This is a genomic window from Enterobacter sp. 50588862 (assembly GCF_001462935.1).
GTDB lineage: Bacteria > Pseudomonadota > Gammaproteobacteria > Enterobacterales > Enterobacteriaceae > Enterobacter > Enterobacter bugandensis.
Map to the genome: position 1 here is coordinate 47,955 of NZ_LNHM01000028.1, position 22,095 is coordinate 70,049.

General features: G+C 57.2%; 13 protein-coding genes. 7 read left to right on the top strand and 6 right to left on the bottom strand.

What is annotated here, in order from left to right; genetic code table 11:
• Positions 1-79: 79 nt before the first annotated feature.
• The 3 genes from APT89_RS13085 to iroB form a co-directional block, all read right to left on the bottom strand.
• A complete protein-coding gene (locus APT89_RS13085; RefSeq protein ID WP_032102662.1) occupies positions 80-1,309 on the bottom strand; it encodes an esterase family protein in 1,230 nt (409 codons plus the stop codon).
• Between the two features lie 101 nt (positions 1,310-1,410).
• Complete coding sequence (gene iroC, locus APT89_RS13090; RefSeq protein ID WP_060572572.1) at positions 1,411-5,070, bottom strand: salmochelin/enterobactin export ABC transporter IroC; 3,660 nt, start codon at positions 5,068-5,070, stop codon at positions 1,411-1,413.
• 141 nt (positions 5,071-5,211) lie between these two features.
• Positions 5,212-6,327 carry a salmochelin biosynthesis C-glycosyltransferase IroB gene (gene iroB / locus APT89_RS13095; RefSeq protein WP_017384908.1) on the bottom strand — a complete coding sequence of 372 codons (1,116 nt, stop codon included), beginning with the start codon at positions 6,325-6,327 and terminating at the stop codon, positions 5,212-5,214.
• Positions 6,328-6,997: 670 nt separating this feature from the next.
• On the opposite strand from iroB, the gene APT89_RS13100 reads away from it, so the two are divergent.
• The 6 genes from APT89_RS13100 to APT89_RS13125 all read left to right on the top strand — a co-directional run bounded on the left by APT89_RS13100 (position 6,998) and on the right by APT89_RS13125 (position 15,163).
• Positions 6,998-8,185, top strand: coding sequence for an efflux RND transporter periplasmic adaptor subunit (locus APT89_RS13100; protein WP_023303343.1), 1,188 nt, complete (start codon positions 6,998-7,000; stop codon positions 8,183-8,185).
• Entirely contained in the window at positions 8,182-10,122 is a 1,941-nt protein-coding gene (locus APT89_RS13105) for a MacB family efflux pump subunit (protein WP_060572574.1), read from the top strand. Before APT89_RS13100 ends, APT89_RS13105 begins: the two co-directional genes overlap by 4 nt.
• Before the next feature lie 3 nt (positions 10,123-10,125).
• Entirely contained in the window at positions 10,126-11,496 is a 1,371-nt protein-coding gene (locus APT89_RS13110; protein ID WP_041910708.1) for a TolC family protein, read from the top strand.
• 184 nt (positions 11,497-11,680) lie between these two features.
• Positions 11,681-13,057, top strand: coding sequence for a glycoside hydrolase family 1 protein (locus APT89_RS13115; protein WP_041910707.1), 1,377 nt, complete (start codon positions 11,681-11,683; stop codon positions 13,055-13,057).
• 51 nt (positions 13,058-13,108) lie between these two features.
• Positions 13,109-14,431, top strand: a complete 1,323-nt coding sequence (locus APT89_RS13120; protein WP_060572577.1) for a PTS sugar transporter subunit IIC — start codon at positions 13,109-13,111, stop codon at positions 14,429-14,431.
• Between the two features lie 15 nt (positions 14,432-14,446).
• The gene (locus APT89_RS13125) at positions 14,447-15,163 is read left to right on the top strand and encodes a GntR family transcriptional regulator (protein WP_025912880.1); all 717 of its coding nucleotides are present in this window, start codon (positions 14,447-14,449) and stop codon (positions 15,161-15,163) included.
• Between the two features lie 41 nt (positions 15,164-15,204).
• Here the strand turns inward: APT89_RS13125 and ldtB are convergent, their stop codons facing one another.
• The gene (ldtB, locus tag APT89_RS13130) at positions 15,205-16,125 is read right to left on the bottom strand and encodes a L,D-transpeptidase (protein WP_008501186.1); all 921 of its coding nucleotides are present in this window, start codon (positions 16,123-16,125) and stop codon (positions 15,205-15,207) included.
• A gap of 222 nt (positions 16,126-16,347) precedes the next feature.
• Between ldtB and APT89_RS13135 the strand changes: the two genes are divergently transcribed.
• On the top strand, positions 16,348-17,943 hold the full coding sequence (locus APT89_RS13135) for an ABC-F family ATPase (RefSeq protein WP_041910703.1): 1,596 nt from the start codon (positions 16,348-16,350) through the stop codon (positions 17,941-17,943).
• 187 nt (positions 17,944-18,130) lie between these two features.
• Here the strand turns inward: APT89_RS13135 and APT89_RS13140 are convergent, their stop codons facing one another.
• Positions 18,131-20,494: a glycoside hydrolase family 31 protein gene (locus APT89_RS13140; RefSeq protein ID WP_060572579.1), complete on the bottom strand. Its 2,364-nt coding sequence runs from the start codon at positions 20,492-20,494 to the stop codon at positions 18,131-18,133.
• 17 nt (positions 20,495-20,511) lie between these two features.
• Positions 20,512-21,813 (bottom strand): MFS transporter, encoded by a 1,302-nt coding sequence (locus tag APT89_RS13145; protein ID WP_028012467.1) that lies wholly within the window; start codon positions 21,811-21,813, stop codon positions 20,512-20,514.
• Between the last annotated feature and the right edge of the window lie 282 nt (positions 21,814-22,095).

The following is a 22,095-nucleotide window of genomic DNA, read 5'->3' on the forward strand; positions in this document are numbered from 1 at the left end:
TGTTTATTCCTTTTCCGCAGGTGACATTTTCTTTATTCAGGAAGCCTGTACAGTTGCCTGAAAGTGTTCGCGGGTCAAGTCAACCCTGGAGTAAACCAAGCCCGTCAATCAGTGCGCCGCGCCACCATGCGTAATCGTGACCCCCGGTATACATTGCGCAATGGCTGTCTACGCCAGCGGTAAGCAACTGCTGATGCAGCCGCTGAACGTGGGGTACCGTCGAACCTTCCAGCGATCCCACGCACAGGCGGATGCGCACGCCCTGCGGCGGGGCAGAAAGCAGATGTTCGCTCACCCATGACGAATCGGTTTCGCTGAACACGTTTGGCCGGCTGGCACCCTCTGGCGTCCACCACATCGAAGGGGAGTGGCTGAGCGCCAGCCCGAACGTTTCCGGTGCGTAACGAGCGGCCATGAGCGCGCTGACCCCGCCGAGGCTCTGTCCGGCCAGCACGGTGCGCGAACGGTCTGCCCACCGCCGCTGCGGGTGTTCGGCGCGGATCGTCGGCAACAACTGGCCGGCGATATCCTTTATCAGCTCGCTGCGCCCGCCGAGTATCGCAGTTCGCTCGTGTTCATCGATATTATCGATGCCAAGTACAGCCACAGGCACGATGCGTCCGTTGTTTATGGCGGCGTCAATTGCCGCGCATACGCCAAGGTGATCGAACCAGGTTTCACCATCGGGCAGTACCACCAGGCCGAGGGGCTGCGAAACATCAACGTCCGGCAGATAGAGCCGAACCCGGCGCGATTCCCCGGCGAGAGTGCGCGCCGAGGTAAGCAATTGCCCGCTGGGTGACCCGCCGCGCCATTCGGACTGGGCGGGGGCTTTATCAAGCGCCAGCACCGACTCCTGTGTGCTTCCCCGAACGTTGATCCCCGGCGTTTTGTTTAGCGGATCGGCGTGCCCGACGAGGGTAGCAAAGCGGCCTCCGGACTGTGCAATCGTCTCGGCCGGGGTGCCGGGGGGGATTTCCACCAGCGAATAGGAGCCGCAGTAGCTTGCGGGTAAACGCAGTGTCAGAGTCCAGATATCCGTCGCGGGAAGGGCGGTCATCATCCCTTTCGCCACGTGCTCTTTATCCGTCACCCGATTCAGACGCAGGTAAACGCCCTGTAGAGGGTGCCTGGCGCGCCACAGAAATGTCACATCACGCTCGTCTTTCGCTCCGTCGACTGGCGTCACCAGCGGTACATTTAGCGACTCAGCGTCTCGCCAGAAGTCAGAAAGGTTAGCAATGTGGCCTGCTGCCAGCTGGCTGCGCAGCCTGGCGATAGCAGAGGGATGTTGTTGCATGTTCAGCATTCACTCTCTTTGAATATGAAGGGTGTCAGTATAAATAGCTAAAGCGGCTATTCCGGGAACAGCCGCTTTAGCGCGTGTTTTGTAATGTCTTACGTGCGCAATTACTCTTCCACGATTTCCCCCGTGATGTCGTGCTGGCGATGGGGAACAGAGCTGCCGACGCTGTCATGCCACAAGCGGGTGTAGAGGCCGCCGGCCGCTAACAGCTGTTCGTGGGTGCCGTATTCCGCAAGCTGCCCCTTATCGATAACGGCAATCAGATCGCAGCGCTGCGCGGTGGTCAGACGGTGCGCCACAATCAGCGCCAGGTGCTTCCCGGCGTGCGCGACGTCTGTTAACGATGACATCAATCGCTCTTCGGATGTGCGATCCAGGCGTGACGTGGCTTCATCGAGCAGCAGGATGTGAGCATTCGCCAGTTGTGCGCGGGCCAGCGCAATCAGCTGGCGCTGACCTGCGGACAGATCGGCACCGCCGTTATTCACCGGTGTGCGGAATCCCTGCGGCAGATTGCGCACCGTCTCATACAGCCCTGCCTGTTGAGAGGCAATCTCAACGTCGTCATTGGTACTGGATGGCCGTGAATAACGAATGTTTTCCGCGATATCACCACTAAACAACGCCACATCCTGATCGACCAGCCCAATCTGGCGACGGTAATCGGCAAGCGAGGCATCATCAATTATCCGATCGCCAATGCTGATCCTGCCGTGGGTGGGGGAATACAATCCGGCGATCAGCTTAATCAGCGTTGACTTACCCGCACCGCTGCGACCAACGACCGCGACGACCCTTCCCTCAGGGATTGTCAGGGTAAGTTTGTTCAGCGCGGGTTGAGGACTGTCGGGATAACTGAACGTGACCTCATGAAGATGCAGCGCGCCGGTGGCGGGCGGTGCGGAAGAGGGCTCGATGTTCTCTGTGCCTTCGGTCGCCAGCAGTTCATTGATATGTTTGCCGCTGGCTGTCGCCTGCTGCCAGGCGTCGACAATTCCTGATAACTGCTGCACTGGCCCATAGAATTGCCCCAGCAGCAGGAAGAAAGCCGCCAGCACCCCGGCGGTCATTTCGCCTTCGGCGACTCGCGATGCACCCACCAGAAGAACGGCGGCATAGGAGGCCTCGGTGCAGAAGGTCAGGAACGGGAAATAGACGGCAAGGTATTTTTGAGCACGTACGCGGGTCGCACGGAACCGATCCGATAACGCGCGCAGCCGGGCGGCTTCCTGTTCCTGCTGGCCATGCGATTGCACAACGCGCAAGCCGGAGACTTTCTCCTGCAGGGTGCTGTTGACTTTGCCTATTTCCAGCCGCGCCTGCGCATAAGCAGGGGAGCTGAGGCGGCGATAAATCCAGGTTGCCAGTGCGACCACTGGCACCGCGCTTAATGCCGTCAGCGCCAGGAGCGGGTCGAGCCAGAACATGGCGGCGGCGATGGCGAACATTGTCACCAGGCTGGTGGCTGCACCGGCAAGGCCGTTTTGCAGAAAGCGGGCGAGAGAGTCCACATCTACGGTCATGCGGGTCAGACGCGAATCGACATGCTTTTCATGCCATGGGAGACCAAGACGCAGCATATGGCCGAAGCTGCGCAAGCGCACCGTATGCTGGACTGACTCTGCCGCTCTGGCGGCGAAGACAGTCTGTAGTGAATAACAGCACCAGCTCACGGCCACCAGGCACAGGGCGAATAGGGCACAGAGGCCGATAGTCGACATATCGCCTGTGGCAACGCCGGAGTCAATGCCGCGCTGCAGCAGTATAAGTACCCCGACGCCTGCCGCCGAATCGAGGGCGATCAGCAGGGCGGCGATGACGAACATCCACGCCACGGGCTTCAGCAGCGACGTGACTTTGCGGCCTTTACCGGCCAGCGCCTGCTGTACTGCATTTTCCGGCACGCGCGTCATACGGGCGACAAATCCTTTATCCCCCGTCTGCGCCGCATCGTCTTGTGGCGCTGGTACGGCCGGCCACAATCCGTTAGGCCCACTGTGGGAAGGCGCGAGGAAATCGCCGTCGCCGGTCATCAGCGCGCGGAACGCCGGACAGCGCGCTTCAAGTTCTGCCTGGGTTCCGGTGTCCACCACCCGGCCCTTATCCAGCACCACAATCCGGCTGGCTAACTGAAGCGTCGAACGGCGTCGGGCAATCACCAGCAGCATATGCTTTTCGTCAGCATAGCGACTCAGCGCGGTGTTGATCTCCGCTTCAGTACCGGCATCGACCGCCGAGGTGGTGTCATCGAGGATCAACACTTCCGGCGCGGTAATGAGCGCCCGTGCCAGCGCGATTCGCTGCCTCTGTCCGCCGGAAAGATTCGTACCGCGTTCGGTTAATTGGGTATCGAAACCTTTCGGCAGGGCGTTGATAAAATCGCTGGCTCCTGCTGCCCTCGCCGCGAGGCGAATGTCGTCCGCCGTTGCCTGAGGGTGCCCGTAGGCGATATTTTCCGCCACCGTACCGGCAAACAGAAAAGCATCCTCAAACACAACGCCTACCCGACGACGAAGCGCCTCCAGCCTGAGATCGCGGAGGTTCTGTCGGCCTGCGCTGGTGTTGAGCCATATCTCTCCGGCGCTGGGATCGTAAAAACGCGCCAGCAGCATCAGCAGCGTGGATTTCCCGGAACCCGATGCGCCCACTACCGCCACCGTTTCACCGGCGTGCAGGGAAAAGGAGACATCGCTGAGGATGCGTCTGCCGCCACGGTACTCGAAGCTCATATTCTCCAGTTGCAGCCCGATAACCTGACCGTTAACCGTCTCCGTCCCGTCTTCCATCTGCGAACGGGTGTCGATCAGAGCAAACACGCGCTCCACGGACGCCTGGGTGCGCTGGGCGATAACCAGAAACGATGCCAGTACACGGGTTGGCCCGGTCAGCATCGCGAGGAAGCTGGCAAACGCCACGAAGGTGCCGAGATCGATGCGCCCGTGCATAACCGACCAGCCGCCGTAGCACAGCAGGACGATTTGCCCGAGCACCGGGAGCGCCAGCATGGTGGCACCTGGCATCGCCTGCGAGATGGCCGCGCCGATGCGTACCCGCACCATCTGCCGCGACTGGCGATCCAGCCAGCGCGTTTCACGCAGCTCCGCCACGCAGGATTTTACCACTGAGATCTGCGCCAGCACCTCGCGCATATGTTCGGTGAGATTTGCCAGTCGGTCCGAGGCCAGCCCGGTTTGCGCAAAGACCCGGCGACGCGCGCGCAGCGCAGTGATAGCCAGGCATGCCAGTACGCACACGACGATGAGCGTCATGGCGGGTGACATCCACAGCATCACGGCAATGCCGGCAATGTAATAAGTGAACACCGCCAGCGGCACCGGGCACATCTGTAGCAGGGTATGCACCTGCTGCAGATCGCTGTTGGTCCGTGAAATCACCTGCCCGGTGCGCAGTGCGTCCTGGCCTGCGCCGTCAAGTTTTTGAATACTGTCGAATGCCCGTCCTCGCAGGGTGTGCTGCACCCAGAGCGAGAGCTCCCCGGCATAACCGCGGCGCACGTAGTTACCGATGAAATCAAAAAAGGCAATCAGCAATAGCCCGCAGGCCAGCCACGGCAGACGAGTCGGATTGCCCGCCAGCGCGTCGTTCACCGCTTGCCTTGTCAGCAACGGCGTCAGCGCGGCCAGCAGAATGGTCGAGACCGACGCTACCACTACGATGATGCTAAGTTTCTTACGTTCCCAGCACACGCGTGCCAGGCGAACTATCCAGGACCGCGCAGGAGTGGGAGAGTGAGTCGCAGGCATTAAGCCTCCTCCGTCTGTAAACAATAGGATCCAAGTCGGATCGCTGTGCAAAAAAAAGCGCCAGCCCGATCCGGTCCCGCATTGTTACGGGCGTATCTCCTGGATGCGTGCTGGCGTATGATCGTCATGACGGCGTAGTGGCTACCCTTTCTGTACCCTCGCGATCAGGCTTTTCGCCACCTCGCTCGGACAGGGTTGCGCTGCCATTTCCGCCGCTACCTCTTCAGAGGCGTCGCGAAGCGCGCGATTGTCGAGGAAAGCATTGATCATGCTGCTCGACAGGCCGTCGTCGCCGGGGATGATCCCGCAGCCGCGTTCGACAACAGCGCGGGCATTTACCGGGCGATCGGCACCCTGGCCGAAGACGATCTGTGGAATACCGGCGTGCAGTGCCGTCAGGGTATTGCCCGCGCCACCATGATGAATGAAGCCATCTGCGCCGTTCAGGAAGGCTCCCATGGGTATCCAGTCGACCAGGCGAACATTTGAGGGCAGTGAGCGCAGATCCGACCGCGCATTGGCCGAAAGATGCAGGATGATCTCGGCATCGACTTCACTGGCGGAATCCATCACCCAGGCGATCAGGTCAAGGCCGTCGACCATCGGTTTGACGGTACCGAGACTCACCAGCAGACGTTTACGGTCGGGCGTCCTCTCCCACCACGGTTCCCACACCGCGCCGCCGTTGTACGGGACGTACTGCATGGGAATAATGGGTTCTCCGTCGTTTTCAAGAATGCTCATGCTCGGTGGTGTTACGTCGATCCAGGCCATATCGCGCGGTGCGGCCCCAACGCCGTGGCGATGATAGGCGTCCGCGAGCGAACGCGTTACGCCTTTGATATGCCAGGGCGTATGGCCGAAGCCGACGGTTTGCATTACGACCGGTATATCGTATTTGGCGGCAATCAGAGGCCCGATGACGCCGAGCGGCGGGTAGATGATGAGATCGGGCCGCCAGTGTCCGGCAAACTCCACCAGGTGGTCGGCCATCTCTTCGCTGAAGAATGAGAAGTTGCCCATTTTTGTGCCGATGTTGCTTTCTTTTCGCTGTGCCTCGCGGCGGCGATAGTCAGCTTCAGAATCAAAACCGGGTGCGGCGTCAAATACCACCAGCCCTGCTTCTGCCGCTTTTTGGGCGAATTTTCCTCCGCTGGCGATCAGCACTTCATGGCCGTTAACGCGAAACGCCTGTGCCAGAGACAGCACAGGATACAGCAGCCCATAGAGAGGCGGGCCTACAAACAAAATACGCATGAGAAAATCCCTCTCCGCTTGACGAACTAAATCAGGAAGTCGACGCAGTCATATGCCAGCAGCAGGACGTTAATTTTCGTTAAGCCTGCTTTGACAGACGCTGCGTCCTTTTTGAGTTTCATCAGCCTTACGAACGGTCCTGTCGCTGACTATTCCGTGACGTAGGCTGGTGAATCGGGAATTCCTTGTCCCGGCTTCCATTAACGCTTACGCGCCGTTGTCCTTTTGAACAGCCCAGGCGGCGTCGTGCTGCCACGCCGCGGTGTTCAGATGCATTTGTTGAGTGTGAGACCGTTCAACAAACCTGGAGAGGCTTGTTTTCTGATACCTCTGTATACCTTGCCAGATAAACCATCAGTGCAAATGCTAATGATAATAATTACTATTATCATATGTGAGTTGCAACTATAATTAAGCACTTAATGCACAATGAATCGATTATGGGAAAAATCGCAGGTGGGGCTCAGCAAAAGGGGACTCTGTGGATTTAGGCACAAAATCCCACGCTTGCGGCGGTTTACAGGCGGACCTGGTGATTCTGTGTAATTGATGGCGGGGGTCTACGATGACGCTACTTCACCAAATAGCGCGGGTTTACCTCCCGTAAATACTGGCGATGTTACTATGATGCCTGATTCACTGCTGTTTATCGTTATGGAAAACCTGCGTAATGTTAACAAAATTCCCTCCCCGACGCGTAATGACCTGTGCTGCGGCTCTGCTAATTATTTTTAGCATCGCCTTGTTCTTCTTCCTGAGAAGCCCCGAGGTTCCTGAGTATGTTACCGCTCCAGTACGCATCGGCGATATTGAAAACGCCGTACTTGCTACCGGTCGAATTGATGCGATTGAGCGGGTCAACGTTGGGGCACAGGTTTCTGGCCAGGTTAAGTCGCTGAAGGTGAAGTTAGGCGATCGTGTCACTAAAGGGCAGCTCATCGCTGAAATTGATGACGTGCCGCAGCGGAATGATTTACGCAACGCAGAAGCTGCTCTCAACGTGGTAAAAGCGGACCTTCAGGCTAAGCAGGCGCAGTTGAAGCAAGCCTCATTGCGTTTTAAGCGCCAGCGCCAGATGTTAAATGAGGATGCCAGCTCGAGAGAAGATTTCGAAACGGCTGAAACCACGCTGGCCAGTACCCGCGCTGAGCTATCGGCACTGAATGCCAAACTCGTCCAGGCGCAAATTGATGTTGACAAGAAAAAGGTCGATTTGGGTTATACAAAAGTTGTTGCTCCCATGGACGGCATTGTTATTGCCGTTGTCACCCAACAGGGCCAAACGGTTAACTCCAGCCAAAGTGCGCCGACCATTATCAAACTCGCACGTCTGGACGTGATGACAATTAAAGCCCAGATCTCTGAGGCGGATATCACGCGAATTTCACCGGGACAGAAAGCCAGATTCACCATTTTCTCTGAGCCGGATAAGCATTATGACGCCACGTTACGTACCGTTGAACTGGCACCTGAGTCGGTTATGAAAGATGATAGCCTTGCCAGCAGTAGCTCAGCCTCAGGGTCAGGCACGTCAAATGCTTCGGTGTACTACAACGCGCTGCTGGATGTCCCCAATCCAGAAAATCGGCTGCGAATTGCCATGACAGCACAGGTGACCTTGCTGGCTGGAGAAGCTAAAAATACGTTACTGGTGCCGATTCAGGCTGTGCACAAGGTGAGTGGCAACAAACAGCAGGTGCAGATATTGACCAGTGATAACCGGCTGGAAACCCGTGAGGTCAAAACCGGCATTACTAACAGTGTGGATATCCAGATCCTGGACGGTGTAAAAGTCGGGGAACATGTTGTGTTATCGCAGCCGGGTGAAAAAGCGCCCGGGGAAGGGTTTGTATCTTGAGTAATATCATAGAACTCAAGGGCATCAGCCGCACCTACAGGAACGGTGGACAGGATCTCACCGTGCTTAAAGAGATTGATTTGACTATCGCTGCTGGGGAGATGGTCGCGATCATCGGCGCCTCCGGTTCCGGTAAGTCAACCCTGATGAATATTATGGGCTGTCTCGATGTCCCTGATTGTGGCGATTACTTTATCAGCGGTCAAAATGCCGCCCAGCTTTCACCTGACGATCTGGCAAGGATCCGCCGTGAGCACATCGGTTTTATCTTCCAGCGTTATCATTTAATGCCCGACCTGAGCGCGTTAAGTAACGTTGAAATTCCGGCGATTTATGCCAACAGTGAGCGCGAAAAGCGCCGTCTGCGCGCGGCGACATTGCTTGGAAGACTCGGGCTGGAAGGTCGTGAACATCATAAGCCGGGAGAGCTTTCAGGCGGCCAGCAGCAGCGTGTGAGTATTGCCCGCTCGCTGATTAACGGCGGTGAAATCATTCTGGCGGATGAACCCACCGGCGCGCTGGATACGCAGTCCGGTCAGGAGGTACTGTCAATACTCAGTGAACTGAATCAGCGTGGCCATACCGTGGTTATGGTGACACATGATATGAAGGTAGCGCAGCATGCTAACCGTATTATTGAGCTGCGTGACGGTGAAATTATTTCTGATACCGGCAGTCGTGTTACCTCCGGGGTTGCCCTTAAACGACCTGACAGCGTTCAGCAAAGCTGGTGGCAAAGTATTGTTGACCGTACCCGTGAATCCCTGCACATGGCGTTAAAAGCGATGAATGCGCATCGCCTGCGCACGACGTTAACCATGACGGGCATTATTTTTGGTATCGCCGCGGTTGTTACGGTGGTGGCACTGGGAGAAGGCGCGAAACAGCGAACCCTTGATAATATCAAGGAGCTTGGAACCAACGTGGTGAGCATCTACCCGGGAAGGGATTTCTTTGACGACAGCACTGAAGCCATTCGTACACTGGTCCCGGCAGACGCCGAAGCATTAGCAAAGCAGGGGTTTGTTGACAGCGTCAGCCCCGAAGTTAACGCTTCCGACAACATTCGCTTTCTGGGTAAATCCGCTACCGCCACGATCAATGGCGTTGGGCGCGATCATTTTCGCGTAAACGGTATTGAACTGTTGCAGGGATCAACTTTCCAGGACGATCGAAATGCCTCGCAGGAAGTCATCATTGATGAAAACGCCCGCAAGGCGTTATTTGACGATGCGGGACTCAAGGCACTTGGGCAAATCGTTTTTCTGGGTTCCGTGCCTGCACGGGTTGTCGGCATCGCCAAAGGGAACAGCCGAAGCTATGCGCCTAATCGCATTAACGTCTGGATGCCTTACAGCACGGTGATGTATCGAATGACAGGAAAACCGGTGTTGACCAGCATCAGCGTAAGGCTTAAGGATGATGTTGCCAACGAGGCAGCGGTCAGCGCTATTTCTCAGCTTCTCACTCAACGCCACGGCGTGAAAGACTTCCAGCTTTATAATTTCGAGCAGATTCGACAATCAATCGAACGGACCTCAATGACCTTTAGCATCCTGATTCTGATGGTGGCCTGCATCTCGCTGATGATCGGCAGCATTGGGGTGATGAATATCATGCTGGTGTCGGTCACGGAACGGACCCATGAGATTGGCGTACGAATGGCGGTCGGTGCGCGTCAGGGCGATATCATGCAGCAGTTTATGATTGAGGCTGTGCTGGTATGTCTAATAGGCGGAGTGTTAGGTATTGCACTGTCGTATGCCGCCGGAGCGCTGTTCACCGCGCTGGGAGGGGGCATTTTCACCGCCATTTATTCGTGGCAGGCCGCTGCTGCCGCATTCTTCTGCTCAACTTTAATCGGCATGATCTTTGGTTATCTCCCTGCCCGCAAGGCAGCAAGGATGGATCCGGTCGTTTCACTGGCCAGCGAGTAACCCATGAAAATATTATCCCCTTTAACGGTATGCCTTGCTGTCCTGCTTAGTGCTGGCTGCGCCGACTCTCTGAAAAGCGACTATCAGCCTCCTGAGGTGAAATACCCTGCCAACTGGTATCAGGCGGATGCTGCGGAGGAGAGGATGCCGTTCGACTGGCAGGCCTTTAACGATCCAGACCTCGACGGCTGGCTGCGGCAGGTGATGGTGCGCAATAACGATGTCGCTGGAGCAGTATTGCGTGTTTATCGCGCCCGCCTGGAAGAAGAGCGGATTGGCATCACAAACGATCCGGGACTAAAAGGTTCGCTCGCGCTTGACGGTAAAAAACAGCTGAACAGCTCAGCCCACTGGAGCAGGGGCAGCGTTGCCAGTATTAATACCAGCTATGAGCTGGATCTGTGGGGCAAAATAGCGCGGCAGCGCGATGCGAAGGCGTGGGCACGTTTTGCCTCGGAAGAGGATCTGCGTTCTGCACGCCTGACGCTGCTTTCAAATGCCAGTAATAATTACTGGCGCTTAGGCTTTATTAACCAGCAGCTGTCTGTCCTGCAACAAAGCATCGACTATGCAAAAGAGACGCTGCGCCTGGCTAACGCGCGCTATGCCGCGGGCGGTGCCTCCTCTCTGGATGTTGTGGATGCTCAGCAGGGCGTGCTTTCGCAGGAAAACAGGCTGGCGGCGTTGAAGAATGAACGTTTACAGGCGCTCAATCAGCAAGCCGTTTTGCTTGGAACCGCGCCGGGCAGCGCGATAGTCGAACCGAAAACGTTACCAATGGGACCACTGCCGCAGGTCAGTGGAAAGATCCCGGTCAACGTGCTGCGGCATCGACCCGATATCAGCGCTAAAGAGTGGCGGGTACGGGAAGCATTGGCCACCGTTGATGTCCAGCGTACTGCATTTTATCCAGCGTTTAGTCTGACCGGCTCGCTTGGCACCAGCAGCAGCAGCCTTATGGCCTTCCTGGAAAATCCTGTAGGCTCTGTTGGAGCAAACCTGACCCTGCCGTTCCTGGAATGGAGAGAAAGGGGCATGGACGTGAAGATTGCCCGCAACGACTACGAGCAACGGGTTCTGGAGTTTAAACAGGAACTTTACAAGGCGATGAGTAGCATAGAAGATGCGCTTGCTTTGCGTCATCAACTCCTGGAACAGGAGACGCTTCTACGTGAAGGCCTGGAACTGGCGAAAAAATCAGAGAGGTTAAACGAAGTTCGCTATCGCCAGGGCGCGGTGCGAATTTCTTTCTGGCTTGATGCTCAGGAGAAACGCCGTCAGGCCGAACTGGCACTGTATGAAAATCGCTTTAACCAGTTAAATAATCTGGCAAAAATCTATATGGAGTTCGGCGGTTCGGTATCTTTCCCCTGAATTGCGCAGACTCATTTACGTCTGGCAGCAATATGACTTGCTGCCAGGGCGCAGTTCGCAAGACATCCCTCGTCATTATTCAAACCCATCTCACAAAAATCGTTCCTCCCCTTTGATCGAAATTTCATCTCCGGCTATATGACTAGTCATATTATTTAAATGACTAGTCATATAGGAGGCAACCATGAATCAATCACTGCCAGCCAACTTCTTATGGGGCAACTCGGTGTCGAGCATGCAGACGGAAGGGGCCTGGAACGAGGGTGGGAAGGGGATGTCGGTATACGACATTCGTGAAGCCGGAGAAAACGTCTCCGACTGGAAGGTGGCGACCGACTCCTACCACCGCTACCGGGAAGATTTCGACCTGATGCAGGATCTGGGCATGAACTGCTACCGCTTCCAGATCTCCTGGAGCCGCGTCTGCCCGCAGGGCGACGGCGCGTTCAACGACGAGGGCATCGCCTTTTACGACCGCTTTATTGACGATCTCATCGCCCGCGGCATCGAGCCGATGGTCTGCCTCTACCACTTCGACATGCCGCTGGCGCTGGCGCAGGAGTATAACGGCTTCAACGATCGCCGCGTGGTGGAGGCTTTTATCCGCTACGGCAAAAAGATGATCGACTGCTTCGGCGACCGGGTAAAGTACTGGCTGACCTTTAACGAGCAGAACATCTTCCATATGCCGGAAGCGTTCCGCATTTCCGGCTATATGAAAGGCGAGAAAACCCTGCGCGAGCTGTATGAGCTTCAGCACCATGCGATGGTGGCGCACATGTCGCTGACCGAATACCTGCACCAGACAAAACCGGGTCAGCTAATGGGCGGCATGCTGGCACACCAGCTGATCTATCCGGCCACCTGCAAACCGCGTGATATCTTCTGCGCCCAGCAGTATGACGAGTTCCTCAACCAGAACCTGCTGCGCGTCTTCGCGGGCCAGGGCTACAGTCCGGCGGTGATGGCGGTGGTGGAGCAGGAGGGCTTCGGCGATATCTACCGCGCCGACGATCTCGCTCTGTTTGCCCGCACGAAGAACGACTTTATGGCCTTCAGCTACTACGCCAGCAAAACGCTGGACAGCGATGCGATCCCGGAAGGCACGCCGGTCAACTATTACCTGCTGCACGGCGAGAAAAACAATCCGTACCTGAAGGCCACCGAGTGGAACTGGCAGATCGACCCGCTGGGCTTTCGCACCATCATCACCCGCTATGCCAACGACTGGCGCATGCCGGTCTTCCCGATTGAAAACGGTATTGGGGTGATTGAGTCCTGGGACGGGGTCAACCCGATTGAGGACACCTACCGCATCGACTACCACCGGGCGCATATCGAGGCCATGAAGGAAGCCATATTCGAGGATGGCGCAGAGGTCATTGGCTATCTCGGCTGGGGGTTAATTGACATTCTCAGCTCGCAGGGGGACATGCGTAAGCGCTACGGTGTGGTCTATGTCAACCGCGAGAATCACGACCTGAAAGACCTTAAGCGCGTGCCGAAGAAGAGCTACGCGTGGTTAAAACAGGTTATCCATACCAACGGACGCGAGATGTAAGCCGTACGCTGCCGGGCCGTTTTTGTGACTGATTGATGGGAACACTCCGCTATGTCTGAAGCAAAAATAACACCGCACATGCAGTCTTTTGTCGACAAATTTGTTGAGTTCTCGGCGCGCCTGGCAAACCAGGTGCATCTGCGATCCCTGCGCGACGCCTTCGCCACGGTGATGCCGATTTTCATCCTCGCCGGTCTGGCGGTGCTGGTGAACAACGTGGTGTTCCCGTGGATTTTTGAGGGCGACACGCTCACACAGTTTAAGGTGTGGGGCGAGGCGATTATTAACGGCACGCTGAACATCGCCGCGCTGCTGCTGGCGCCGATGATTGCTTGGTCGCTGGCGCGCAACAAAGATTTCGACAATCCGGTCTCGGCAGTGGTTATCGCCGTCAGCAGCTTTATCATCATGATGCCGATGCGCTTACAGGTTACGCCCGTTGGCAGCGAGGTTGCGGTGAACGTCACGCAGGTGCTGACCTTCGCCAATATCGGTTCCACCGGGATTTTCGCCGGGGTGCTGATTGGGCTGCTCTCCACCGAGCTGTTCATCGCCATTTCGCGGCTGAAGGCGCTGCACATTTCGCTGGGGGAAAACGTGCCCCCGGCGGTGAGCAAATCCTTTACCGCGCTGATCCCAACCATTCTTACCTTGTCGGTGTTCGCCGTGCTGGCGGCGATCCTGGCAAACGTGCTGCATACGGATCTGATCCATCTCATTACGACCTTTATCCAGCAGCCGCTGCGGCTGATCAACACCAGCCTGCCGGGGACGATTTTCATCTACAGTTTCGGCAACTTTCTGTTCACGCTCGGTATTCATCAGTCGGTGGTCAACAGCGTGGTGCTGGAGCCGTTCCTGCTGATTAACACCAACGAGAACATGCTGGCCTTCGCCAACGGACAACCGATCCCGCACATCATCAACAATATTTTCGTGCCGACGTTTGGCATGGTGGGCGGCACGGGCAGCACGATCTCGCTGCTGATCGCCATCTTTATCTTCTCGCGCCAGCAGTCGGCGAAGCAGGTGGCGCGTCTGTCGCTGGCACCTGGCTTATTCAACATCAACGAGCCGGTGATTTTCGGCCTGCCGATCGTCTTTAACCTGCCGCTGATGATCCCGTTTGTGCTGCTGCCCGCCATCGGCATTTATTTTGCGTGGCTCTGTACCACGCTGGGGTTAATGTCCCGCTGCGTGGTGATGATCCCGTGGACCACGCCGCCGATCCTCAGCGCCTGGCTGGCGACGGCGGGGGACTGGCGTGCCGTGGTGGTCCAGTTGGCAATCATCGTATTTGGTGTATTCTTCTACCTGCCTTTCCTCAAAATTGCCGAGCGAGTGGCCTTGAAAAACAGCGGGATAGAAAACTAACAGAAAGGAAGGACGATGGCGGCGAAGTACATCACCATAGCGCGGGAAATTAAGAAACGCATTATCAGCCAGCAGTACGCCGCCAACGAACCCCTGCCGGACCAGTTTGCACTGGCGGCGGAGTTCAGCACCAGCCGGATGACTATTCAGCAGGCGATGCGCCAGCTGATCGTCGAAGGGCTGGTCTACACCCGTCAGGGGCAGGGGACGTTCATCCGCAAAAACTTCCTCCAGCTCTCGCAGTGGGATCTCTCCGGCAGCGACTACTTTGGCGCGACCAAAACCTGGGCGCATCTGGGTACGGTGACGAGCCAGGTGGTGCATTTCGAACTGCGCTTCCCGAACGAAAAAGAGCAGGCGTCGCTGATGATTAACGCCGATGCGCCGATCTACGACTTCATTCGCCTGCGTTTACTGAACGGCGAACCGATGTCGCTGGATTCCACGGTGATGCCGATGAATCTGGTGCCGGGCCTGACGAAAAACCATCTTGAAGGGTCAGTGTTTCAGTACGTTCAGGAAACCCTGGGGCTGAAAATTATGGGGTCATACCGGGTCGTGCGGGCGCTAAAGCCCAGCGCGCTGGACAGAGAGCATCTGGTCTGTGAGGAAACCGATCCGGTGCTGGAGGTGGAGCAGGTCATTTATCTGGAAGATGGCACGCCGCTGGAGTATGCCCACTGCCACTATCGCTACGACCACGGCGGGATTGTGATTGTGAATAACGGATAAAAAAAAGCGGGCCTCGAGGCCCGCTTTTTTAATACGCATGATTAATTCAGACGCACCGGCATACCCGAACGGTTCTGAATCGCCTGGTCGACGATGGTGGTTTCCACGTCTGGCTGAGAGGTCACGGACTGCACCGCACTGTTCAGCGTAATCGGCACGATCTCGTTGTTGTTGATCTGGTCTTCGCTGGTGGACAGCGGGTTGTGCACTTCGATGTAGCGGCTGCCGTCTGGCTCAGACGTCGCTTTCACCGGTTCGTTGATGAACTGCACGCGCGTACCAACCGGCACGTTCTCGAACAGGAACTTGATGTCGTCGTTACGCAGGCGTACGCAGCCGTGGCTCACGCGCAGGCCGATACCGAAGTTGGCGTTGGTGCCGTGGATGGCGTACAGACGGCCAATGTACAGCGCGTACAGGCCCATCGGGTTATCCGGGCCGGCCGGCACAACGGCGGGCAGCGGTTCGCCCGCAGCGATGTATTCCGCGTGCATTTTAGCAGTCGGCGTCCAGGTTGGGCCCGCTTTCTTACGCTCTACTTTGGTGGTCCAGTTCAGCGGGGTGTCTTTGCCCAGCTGGCCGATACCGATTGGCAGCACGATAACGGTGTTGGTGCCTTTCGGGTAGTAATACAGACGCATTTCGGCGCTGTTAATCACGATGCCTTCATGAACGGTATCCGGCAGGATCAGCTGCTGAGGAATATTCAGCACGGTACCTGCTTTTGGTAGATACGGGTCAACGCCCGGGTTCGCTTCCAGCATGTTGGACAGGCCCAGCTGGTACTGCGCGGCGAAATACTCCAGCGGCTGAGAGTTACCCTCAGGCACCGTCACCACCTGGTTTTGACCCACCAGACGGCTTCCGTCTGTCGGCAGGGGATACGTCACCGCAGACGCGGTCTTACAAAAACCTACTACGGCTAACGCCGCCGCAAAAAGCGTTGTTAATTTCATGTTCATGTTGTGCGAGGTATCTAAGCCATTCAGGCGATGAGTTGATAAGTCTGAATCTGTGATGGGAGCGCATTATATGTGCATTCCCGCTAACAGGGAATTCAGATGTGTACGAAATCACATTTTTTTCGATTTTGTTAAAGTTTAGTGGATTGCCGCAACACGGGATCTCAATTCGGAATTGTGGCATAATGCCGTGTTTATCACACTTTTCGCAGGAATCTCTCCGTGTTAGTTACCAGCAACGTCACTATGCAGTTTGGCAGTAAGCCGCTGTTCGAAAACATTTCCGTCAAATTTGGCGGCGGCAACCGTTACGGCCTGATTGGTGCCAACGGTAGCGGAAAATCCACCTTTATGAAGATCCTCGGCGGCGATTTAGAGCCGACGCTGGGCAACGTGTCGCTCGATCCGAACGAGCGTATCGGTAAGCTGCGTCAGGATCAGTTCGCCTTCGAAGAGTTCACCGTGCTCGACACCGTGATCATGGGGCACGCGGAGCTGTGGGAAGTGAAGCAAGAGCGCGATCGTATCTACGGTCTCGCCGAAATGAGCGAAGAAGACGGCTATAAAGTGGCCGACCTGGAAACCCAGTACGGCGAAATGGACGGCTACTCCGCGGAAGCGCGTGCGGGCGAGTTGCTGCTGGGCGTCGGCATTCCGGTTGAACAGCATTACGGCCCGATGAGCGAAGTCGCGCCAGGCTGGAAGCTGCGCGTGCTGCTGGCGCAGGCGCTGTTCTCTAACCCGGACATCCTGCTGCTCGACGAACCAACGAACAACCTGGACATCGATACCATCCGCTGGCTGGAGCAGACGCTGAACGACCGCGACAGCACCATGATCATCATCTCGCACGACCGTCACTTCCTTAACATGGTCTGTACGCACATGGCGGATCTGGACTACGGTGAGCTGCGCGTATATCCGGGCAACTACGACGAGTACATGACGGCAGCCACCCAGGCGCGTGAACGTCTGCTTGCCGACAACGCCAAGAAGAAAGCGCAGATTGCGGACCTGCAATCCTTCGTGAGCCGCTTCAGCGCCAACGCCTCTAAATCCCGTCAGGCAACATCGCGTGCCCGTCAGATCGACAAAATCAAGCTGGAAGAGGTTAAAGCCTCCAGCCGTCAGAACCCGTTCATTCGCTTTGAGCAGGATAAGAAGCTGTTCCGTAACGCGCTGGAAGTTGAGGCGCTTACCAAAGGCTTTGATGAAGGCCCGCTGTTTAAAAACTTCAACCTGTTGCTGGAAGTGGGCGAGAAAATTGCCATTCTGGGCGCCAACGGTGTGGGTAAATCTACCCTGCTGAAAACCCTGGTGGGTGAACTGCAGCCGGACAACGGCACCGTGAAGTGGTCTGAAAACGCGCAGATTGGCTACTACGCGCAGGATCATGAGTACGAGTTCGAAAATGACCTGACCGTCTTCGACTGGATGAGCCAGTGGAAGCAGGAAGGCGACGACGAGCAGGCGGTGCGCAGCATTCTGGGGCGTCTGCTGTTCAGCCAGGACGACATCAAAAAGCCGGCCAAAGTGCTCTCCGGTGGTGAAAAAGGCCGCATGCTCTTCGGCAAGCTGATGATGGAAAAACCGAACATTCTGGTGATGGACGAACCGACCAACCACCTGGACATGGAATCGATCGAATCGCTGAACATGGCGCTGGAGATGTATCAGGGCACCCTGATCTTCGTCTCTCACGACCGTGAGTTCGTCAGTTCACTGGCGACCCGCGTGATCGAAATTACGCCAGAGCGCGTGGTGGACTTCACCGGTAACTACGAAGATTACCTGCGCAGCAAAGGTATCGACGGCTAATTTCCCGTCGTCTTTCACGCTGCAGATGCGTTGGCTGCACCTGTTCACCCCGGTCACTTACTTATGTAAGCTCCCGGGGATTCACAGGTTTGCCGCCTTCCTGCAGCGCGAAATACTTAGGGAAAGGCGTCGTGCCTTTATCCCCTCTCCCTGTGGGAGAGGGTTAGGGTGAGGGCATCAGGCCGCACTACACCACCCATTCACTCCCTTCAACCCCATTCACCCGCAGCGTACGTTTTTCCCCCGCCGGTAACGACACCTTCAGCGCCTTCCACGCCGGACGATAATCCCCGCGCGCGTTGACCTTCAGGTTGATGGTTGCGCCATCACACTCCATTTCCCATTCCACCCACAGCGCATTGCCCTTCTGATAGCCCCAGCTTTCACCGTCGTCCTCAAACAGCAGCCCCGTGGTTGTGCCGACGCCTTTAACCGGGAACAGCTTCAGCTCGCGGGTCGTATCTTTTTCAGCACTCACATGCGTGATGCGCTCGCTCAACGGCAGACCGGCCCCGGCGCGCACCAGCAGCGGCAGTTTTTCCAGCGGCGCATCAAGGACGATGGATTGCCCGCCCGCATACCACGCGTGGGTGTAAAAATCGTACCAGCCCGTTTCGTTATCTGGCAGCCAGACGCGGCGCTCGCGCTGCCCGGCTTCGACGACGCTGGCGACCAGCAGGTCGCGGCCCAGCAGGAAGTCATCGCACTCTTCGAAGGTCTGCGCGTCGTGCTCGTGGTCGAGGAAGGTCGGACGCAGCATCGGCTCGTCGTCGGCGTGCGCCTGCCAGAGCAGGGTGTAGAGATACGGCAGCAGGCGGTAGCGCAGCTCAATCGCGCCGCGAATGGCAGGCGTGACGCCCGGATACATCCACGGCTCGTTCACCGTGTGGTCATCGTTCCACGAGTGAATGGTAAAGCGCGGATGCATCACCCCGTTCTGCACCCAGCGCACGAACAGCTCGGCGTCCGGCTTGTCGCCGGAGAAACCGCCGACGTCGTGCCCGACGTTGAATAATCCGGACAGGCTCATGCCCAGCCCCATGCGGATGTTATAGCGCAGGGTGTCCCAGTTAGTGCGGTTGTCGCCGCTCCATGTCTGAACGTAGCGCTGCATCCCGGCGCAGCCGGAGCGGGAGATGAGATACGGGCGTTTTTCCGGCGCAAAACGCTGCTGCGCTTCCAGCGAGGCGCGCATCATCAGCAGCGGCATCACCGGGCGAATATGCTTGATGGCGATCTCCTTGCCGAAGCCAAAGCAGCGGGCTTCCCCGTCCCACACTTCATACTCGTTGTTGTCGTTCCAGGTGGAGTCGATACCCATCTCCAGCAGCTGCGTGGTCACGCCGTTCTGCCACCACTGCACCGTCTGCGGGTTGGTAAAGTCGAGGTGCGAGCCTTCGTCATCCCAGAAGCTGGAACGTTCCGGTGCATCGGTTTCTGAATCGCGAATGAACAGGCCGCTCTCCGCCACTTCGTTATAGCGGGGATGATCCTGCAGCAGGCACGGCTTGATGTTGGCCGCAAGCTTCAGTCCCGCGTCGTGGAAGGCCTGGCTCATCGCCTTCGGCTGCGGCACCTTGTCGTAGTTCCAGTTGAAGACGTAGCGCTTGCCGTTGATGGAGGTATAGCCGGACGAGAGCTGGAACGAATCGCACGGAATGGCGTGCTCTTCGCACAGGCGGATGAAGTTCATCAGCTGATTCTGCGCGTCCGGTGCGTCGGTGTAGTGCATGGTCGAGCCGCTGTAGCCCAGGCTCCACTTCGGCCCAAACAGCGTTTTCCCGGTCAGGCGCACAAAGGCTTTGGTGACGTCCAGTGCGCGCGCGCCGGTAAAGAGGTAGTAGTCGATGTCGCCCGCTTCTGCCTGCCAGCGGCGATAGGCGGTGTGATAGTTGTCGATCTCGTTGCCCAGATCCAGCCAGCAGCTGCTCAGGTTGTCGTAGAACAGGCCGTAGCTCACGTCATCGCGGCGGGTGAGGGTAAACGGAATGTGCTTGTAGAGCGGGTCGGTGCTGGCGGCGTTATAGCCCATGGCGTCCAGGTTGCGCATCTCGTAGCGCTTGCCGTTGCGCTGCAGATCGCCCGCTTTCTCGCCCAGCCCGTAGAAACGCTCGTCCTTGCGGCGGCTGAGATAGTGCGCCACGCCGTCGCCGTGGGCGTTCAGCAGGTAGGCGCTTGTCGGGCGATCCTGGACCAGCGGCTGCCATTCGCCCGCATCATTACGGTAGTGCCACTCCAGCCACAGGGGCTGGTGGACGGTCACGCGCAGCTGCTCGGTTGCCACCGTCACTGCGTCATCCTGCTGCGTCAGGGTCCAGGCCGGGCAGGAGAAACCGCTTATGTCGTCACGACGGCGGCCTTCCCACGGCACGTCTTGCTCCGGCGCGATGCTCCAGGTGCGGTCCAGCGCCAGCTCGCCTTTGCGCTTAATCAGCACGCGGAACAGGTTCTGTTCCAGCACGTACAGGCACAGGCGGTGCTGATTATCGACCAGCAGCTCCAGATGATTCGCAGACTGCTTATCGACGGTCCAGTTTTTCAGGGTTTTCATATGCAATACATCCACTATCAGGCGCGCTTGGCGCGACGTTCAGCAATAAATGCCACCAGGAAGAGAGCGCCAATCAGGTCAAAGAAGCCCATGGCAATAAAGAGCGGGTTGAAGCCGATTTTGTCGGCGGTCACCCCGATTAACAGGGAGAACAGGAAGCTGGCGATCCACGCCGCCGAGCCGCGCATGCCGTTGACGGTCGCCATCTGGCCCTTATCGAAGGACTCCACCACCAGCGCGCTCAGCATGCAGGAGATAATCTGGTGCCCGAAGCCGCCGATGGAGATCAGTACGATGGTGATATACGGGTCGCGGGTCACGGCGACGATGGCCAGAGAAATCATCAGAAACGCGCCGGTGACGGAGCTTGCAACCACCGAGTTCACGCGGGAGCAGCCGAACCAGCGGGTGTACAGGCGCGTCAGGTAGCCGCTTGCCACGCTGCCGAGGTCGGCGGCGAGGAAGGGCAGCCAGGCAAACATCGCAATCTGCTTCAGGTCCATGCCGTGCTCTTTAGCGAGGTACAGCGGCACCCAGAAGCTCAGCACCGCCCAGGCGGGTTCTGCCATAAAGGCCGGGATGGCGATACCGTAGAAGCGTTTGTTTTTCGAGACAGTTTTCAGCGCGGTCAGGAAGGGCAGCTTGACCGGTGCGGGTTCGTTATCCTGTTTGATAAACGCCAGCTCGTCGCGGCTCAGGTTCGGGTGCTGTTCCGGGTTGTGGTAGAACGCCCACCAGAGGATCACCCACAGCAGCGCCAGCACGCCGGTAAACATAAACGCGCCCTGCCAGCCGAACGACGCGTGAGCAAAGTAGATGATAGGCGGGGCCAGCATCGCGCCGATGGAGAAGCCCACGCCCGCCCAGCCGGCGGCAACGGGACGCTCTGATTTCGGGAACCATTCGCCGATGGTTTTGGCGTTCGCTGGCGTGGCGGCAGCTTCGGAAGCGCCCATAAAGAAGCGCAGAATGGCCAGGTGCAGCCAGCTTCCGGCGCCCGCGTGGAAAATACACATCAGCGCCCAGATCCCGGCGCAGACCATAAAGCCAATCTTCAGGCCGATAACGTCAATCAGCCAGCCGCACAGGGGCTGGAAAATGGTGTAGGCGATCTGAAACGCGCCGACTATCCAGGAGTACTGCTCGGTGGTGATCCCGAGGCTCTCTTTCAGTTCCGGGGCGAGGATCCCCAGTGAGTTACGGGTGATGTAGTTAACGGTGACGCCAAGTAAAAACAGCACCAGCACGTACCAGCGCAAATTCTTAATGACGCGACGGGTTTTGCTTGTCGCAACGGTGTTATTGATGTCCTGACTCATTTTACTCTCCACAAGACGGACGGTAAGGGGACGGAGGTTCAGGTGTCACACAGATTGTTATGCCTTTGATTTCTATCCGCTTAGAATGCTTAAGTTGCTATACAACTAGTATGGAAGCTGTGTGACAAGTTCACCTTAGGGAAGAAAATGAGAGGGCAAAAGTGGATTTTGTGCAAAATTTCTCATAACTGACGTAAACCCTCTGGCATGATGGTCTTTATGTCAGTTATTGCCTGATGAACACGCTATGAAAATTTTTTCATTTCGCAAATGGAGCCAGAT

What these genes read in the sequence shown, in the direction of transcription:
- APT89_RS13085 (WP_032102662.1), bottom strand. Translation starts at nt 1,309, where the DNA reads ATGCTGAACATGCAACAACATCCCTCTGCTATCGCCAGGCTGCGCAGC.
- iroC (WP_060572572.1), bottom strand. Translation starts at nt 5,070, where the DNA reads ATGCCTGCGACTCACTCTCCCACTCCTGCGCGGTCCTGGATAGTTCGC.
- iroB (WP_017384908.1), bottom strand. Translation starts at nt 6,327, where the DNA reads ATGCGTATTTTGTTTGTAGGCCCGCCTCTCTATGGGCTGCTGTATCCT.
- APT89_RS13100 (WP_023303343.1), top strand. Translation starts at nt 6,998, where the DNA reads ATGTTAACAAAATTCCCTCCCCGACGCGTAATGACCTGTGCTGCGGCT.
- APT89_RS13110 (WP_041910708.1), top strand. Translation starts at nt 10,126, where the DNA reads ATGAAAATATTATCCCCTTTAACGGTATGCCTTGCTGTCCTGCTTAGT.
- APT89_RS13115 (WP_041910707.1), top strand. Translation starts at nt 11,681, where the DNA reads ATGAATCAATCACTGCCAGCCAACTTCTTATGGGGCAACTCGGTGTCG.
- APT89_RS13120 (WP_060572577.1), top strand. Translation starts at nt 13,109, where the DNA reads ATGTCTGAAGCAAAAATAACACCGCACATGCAGTCTTTTGTCGACAAA.
- APT89_RS13125 (WP_025912880.1), top strand. Translation starts at nt 14,447, where the DNA reads ATGGCGGCGAAGTACATCACCATAGCGCGGGAAATTAAGAAACGCATT.
- ldtB (WP_008501186.1), bottom strand. Translation starts at nt 16,125, where the DNA reads ATGAACATGAAATTAACAACGCTTTTTGCGGCGGCGTTAGCCGTAGTA.
- APT89_RS13140 (WP_060572579.1), bottom strand. Translation starts at nt 20,494, where the DNA reads ATGAAAACCCTGAAAAACTGGACCGTCGATAAGCAGTCTGCGAATCAT.
- APT89_RS13145 (WP_028012467.1), bottom strand. Translation starts at nt 21,813, where the DNA reads ATGAGTCAGGACATCAATAACACCGTTGCGACAAGCAAAACCCGTCGC.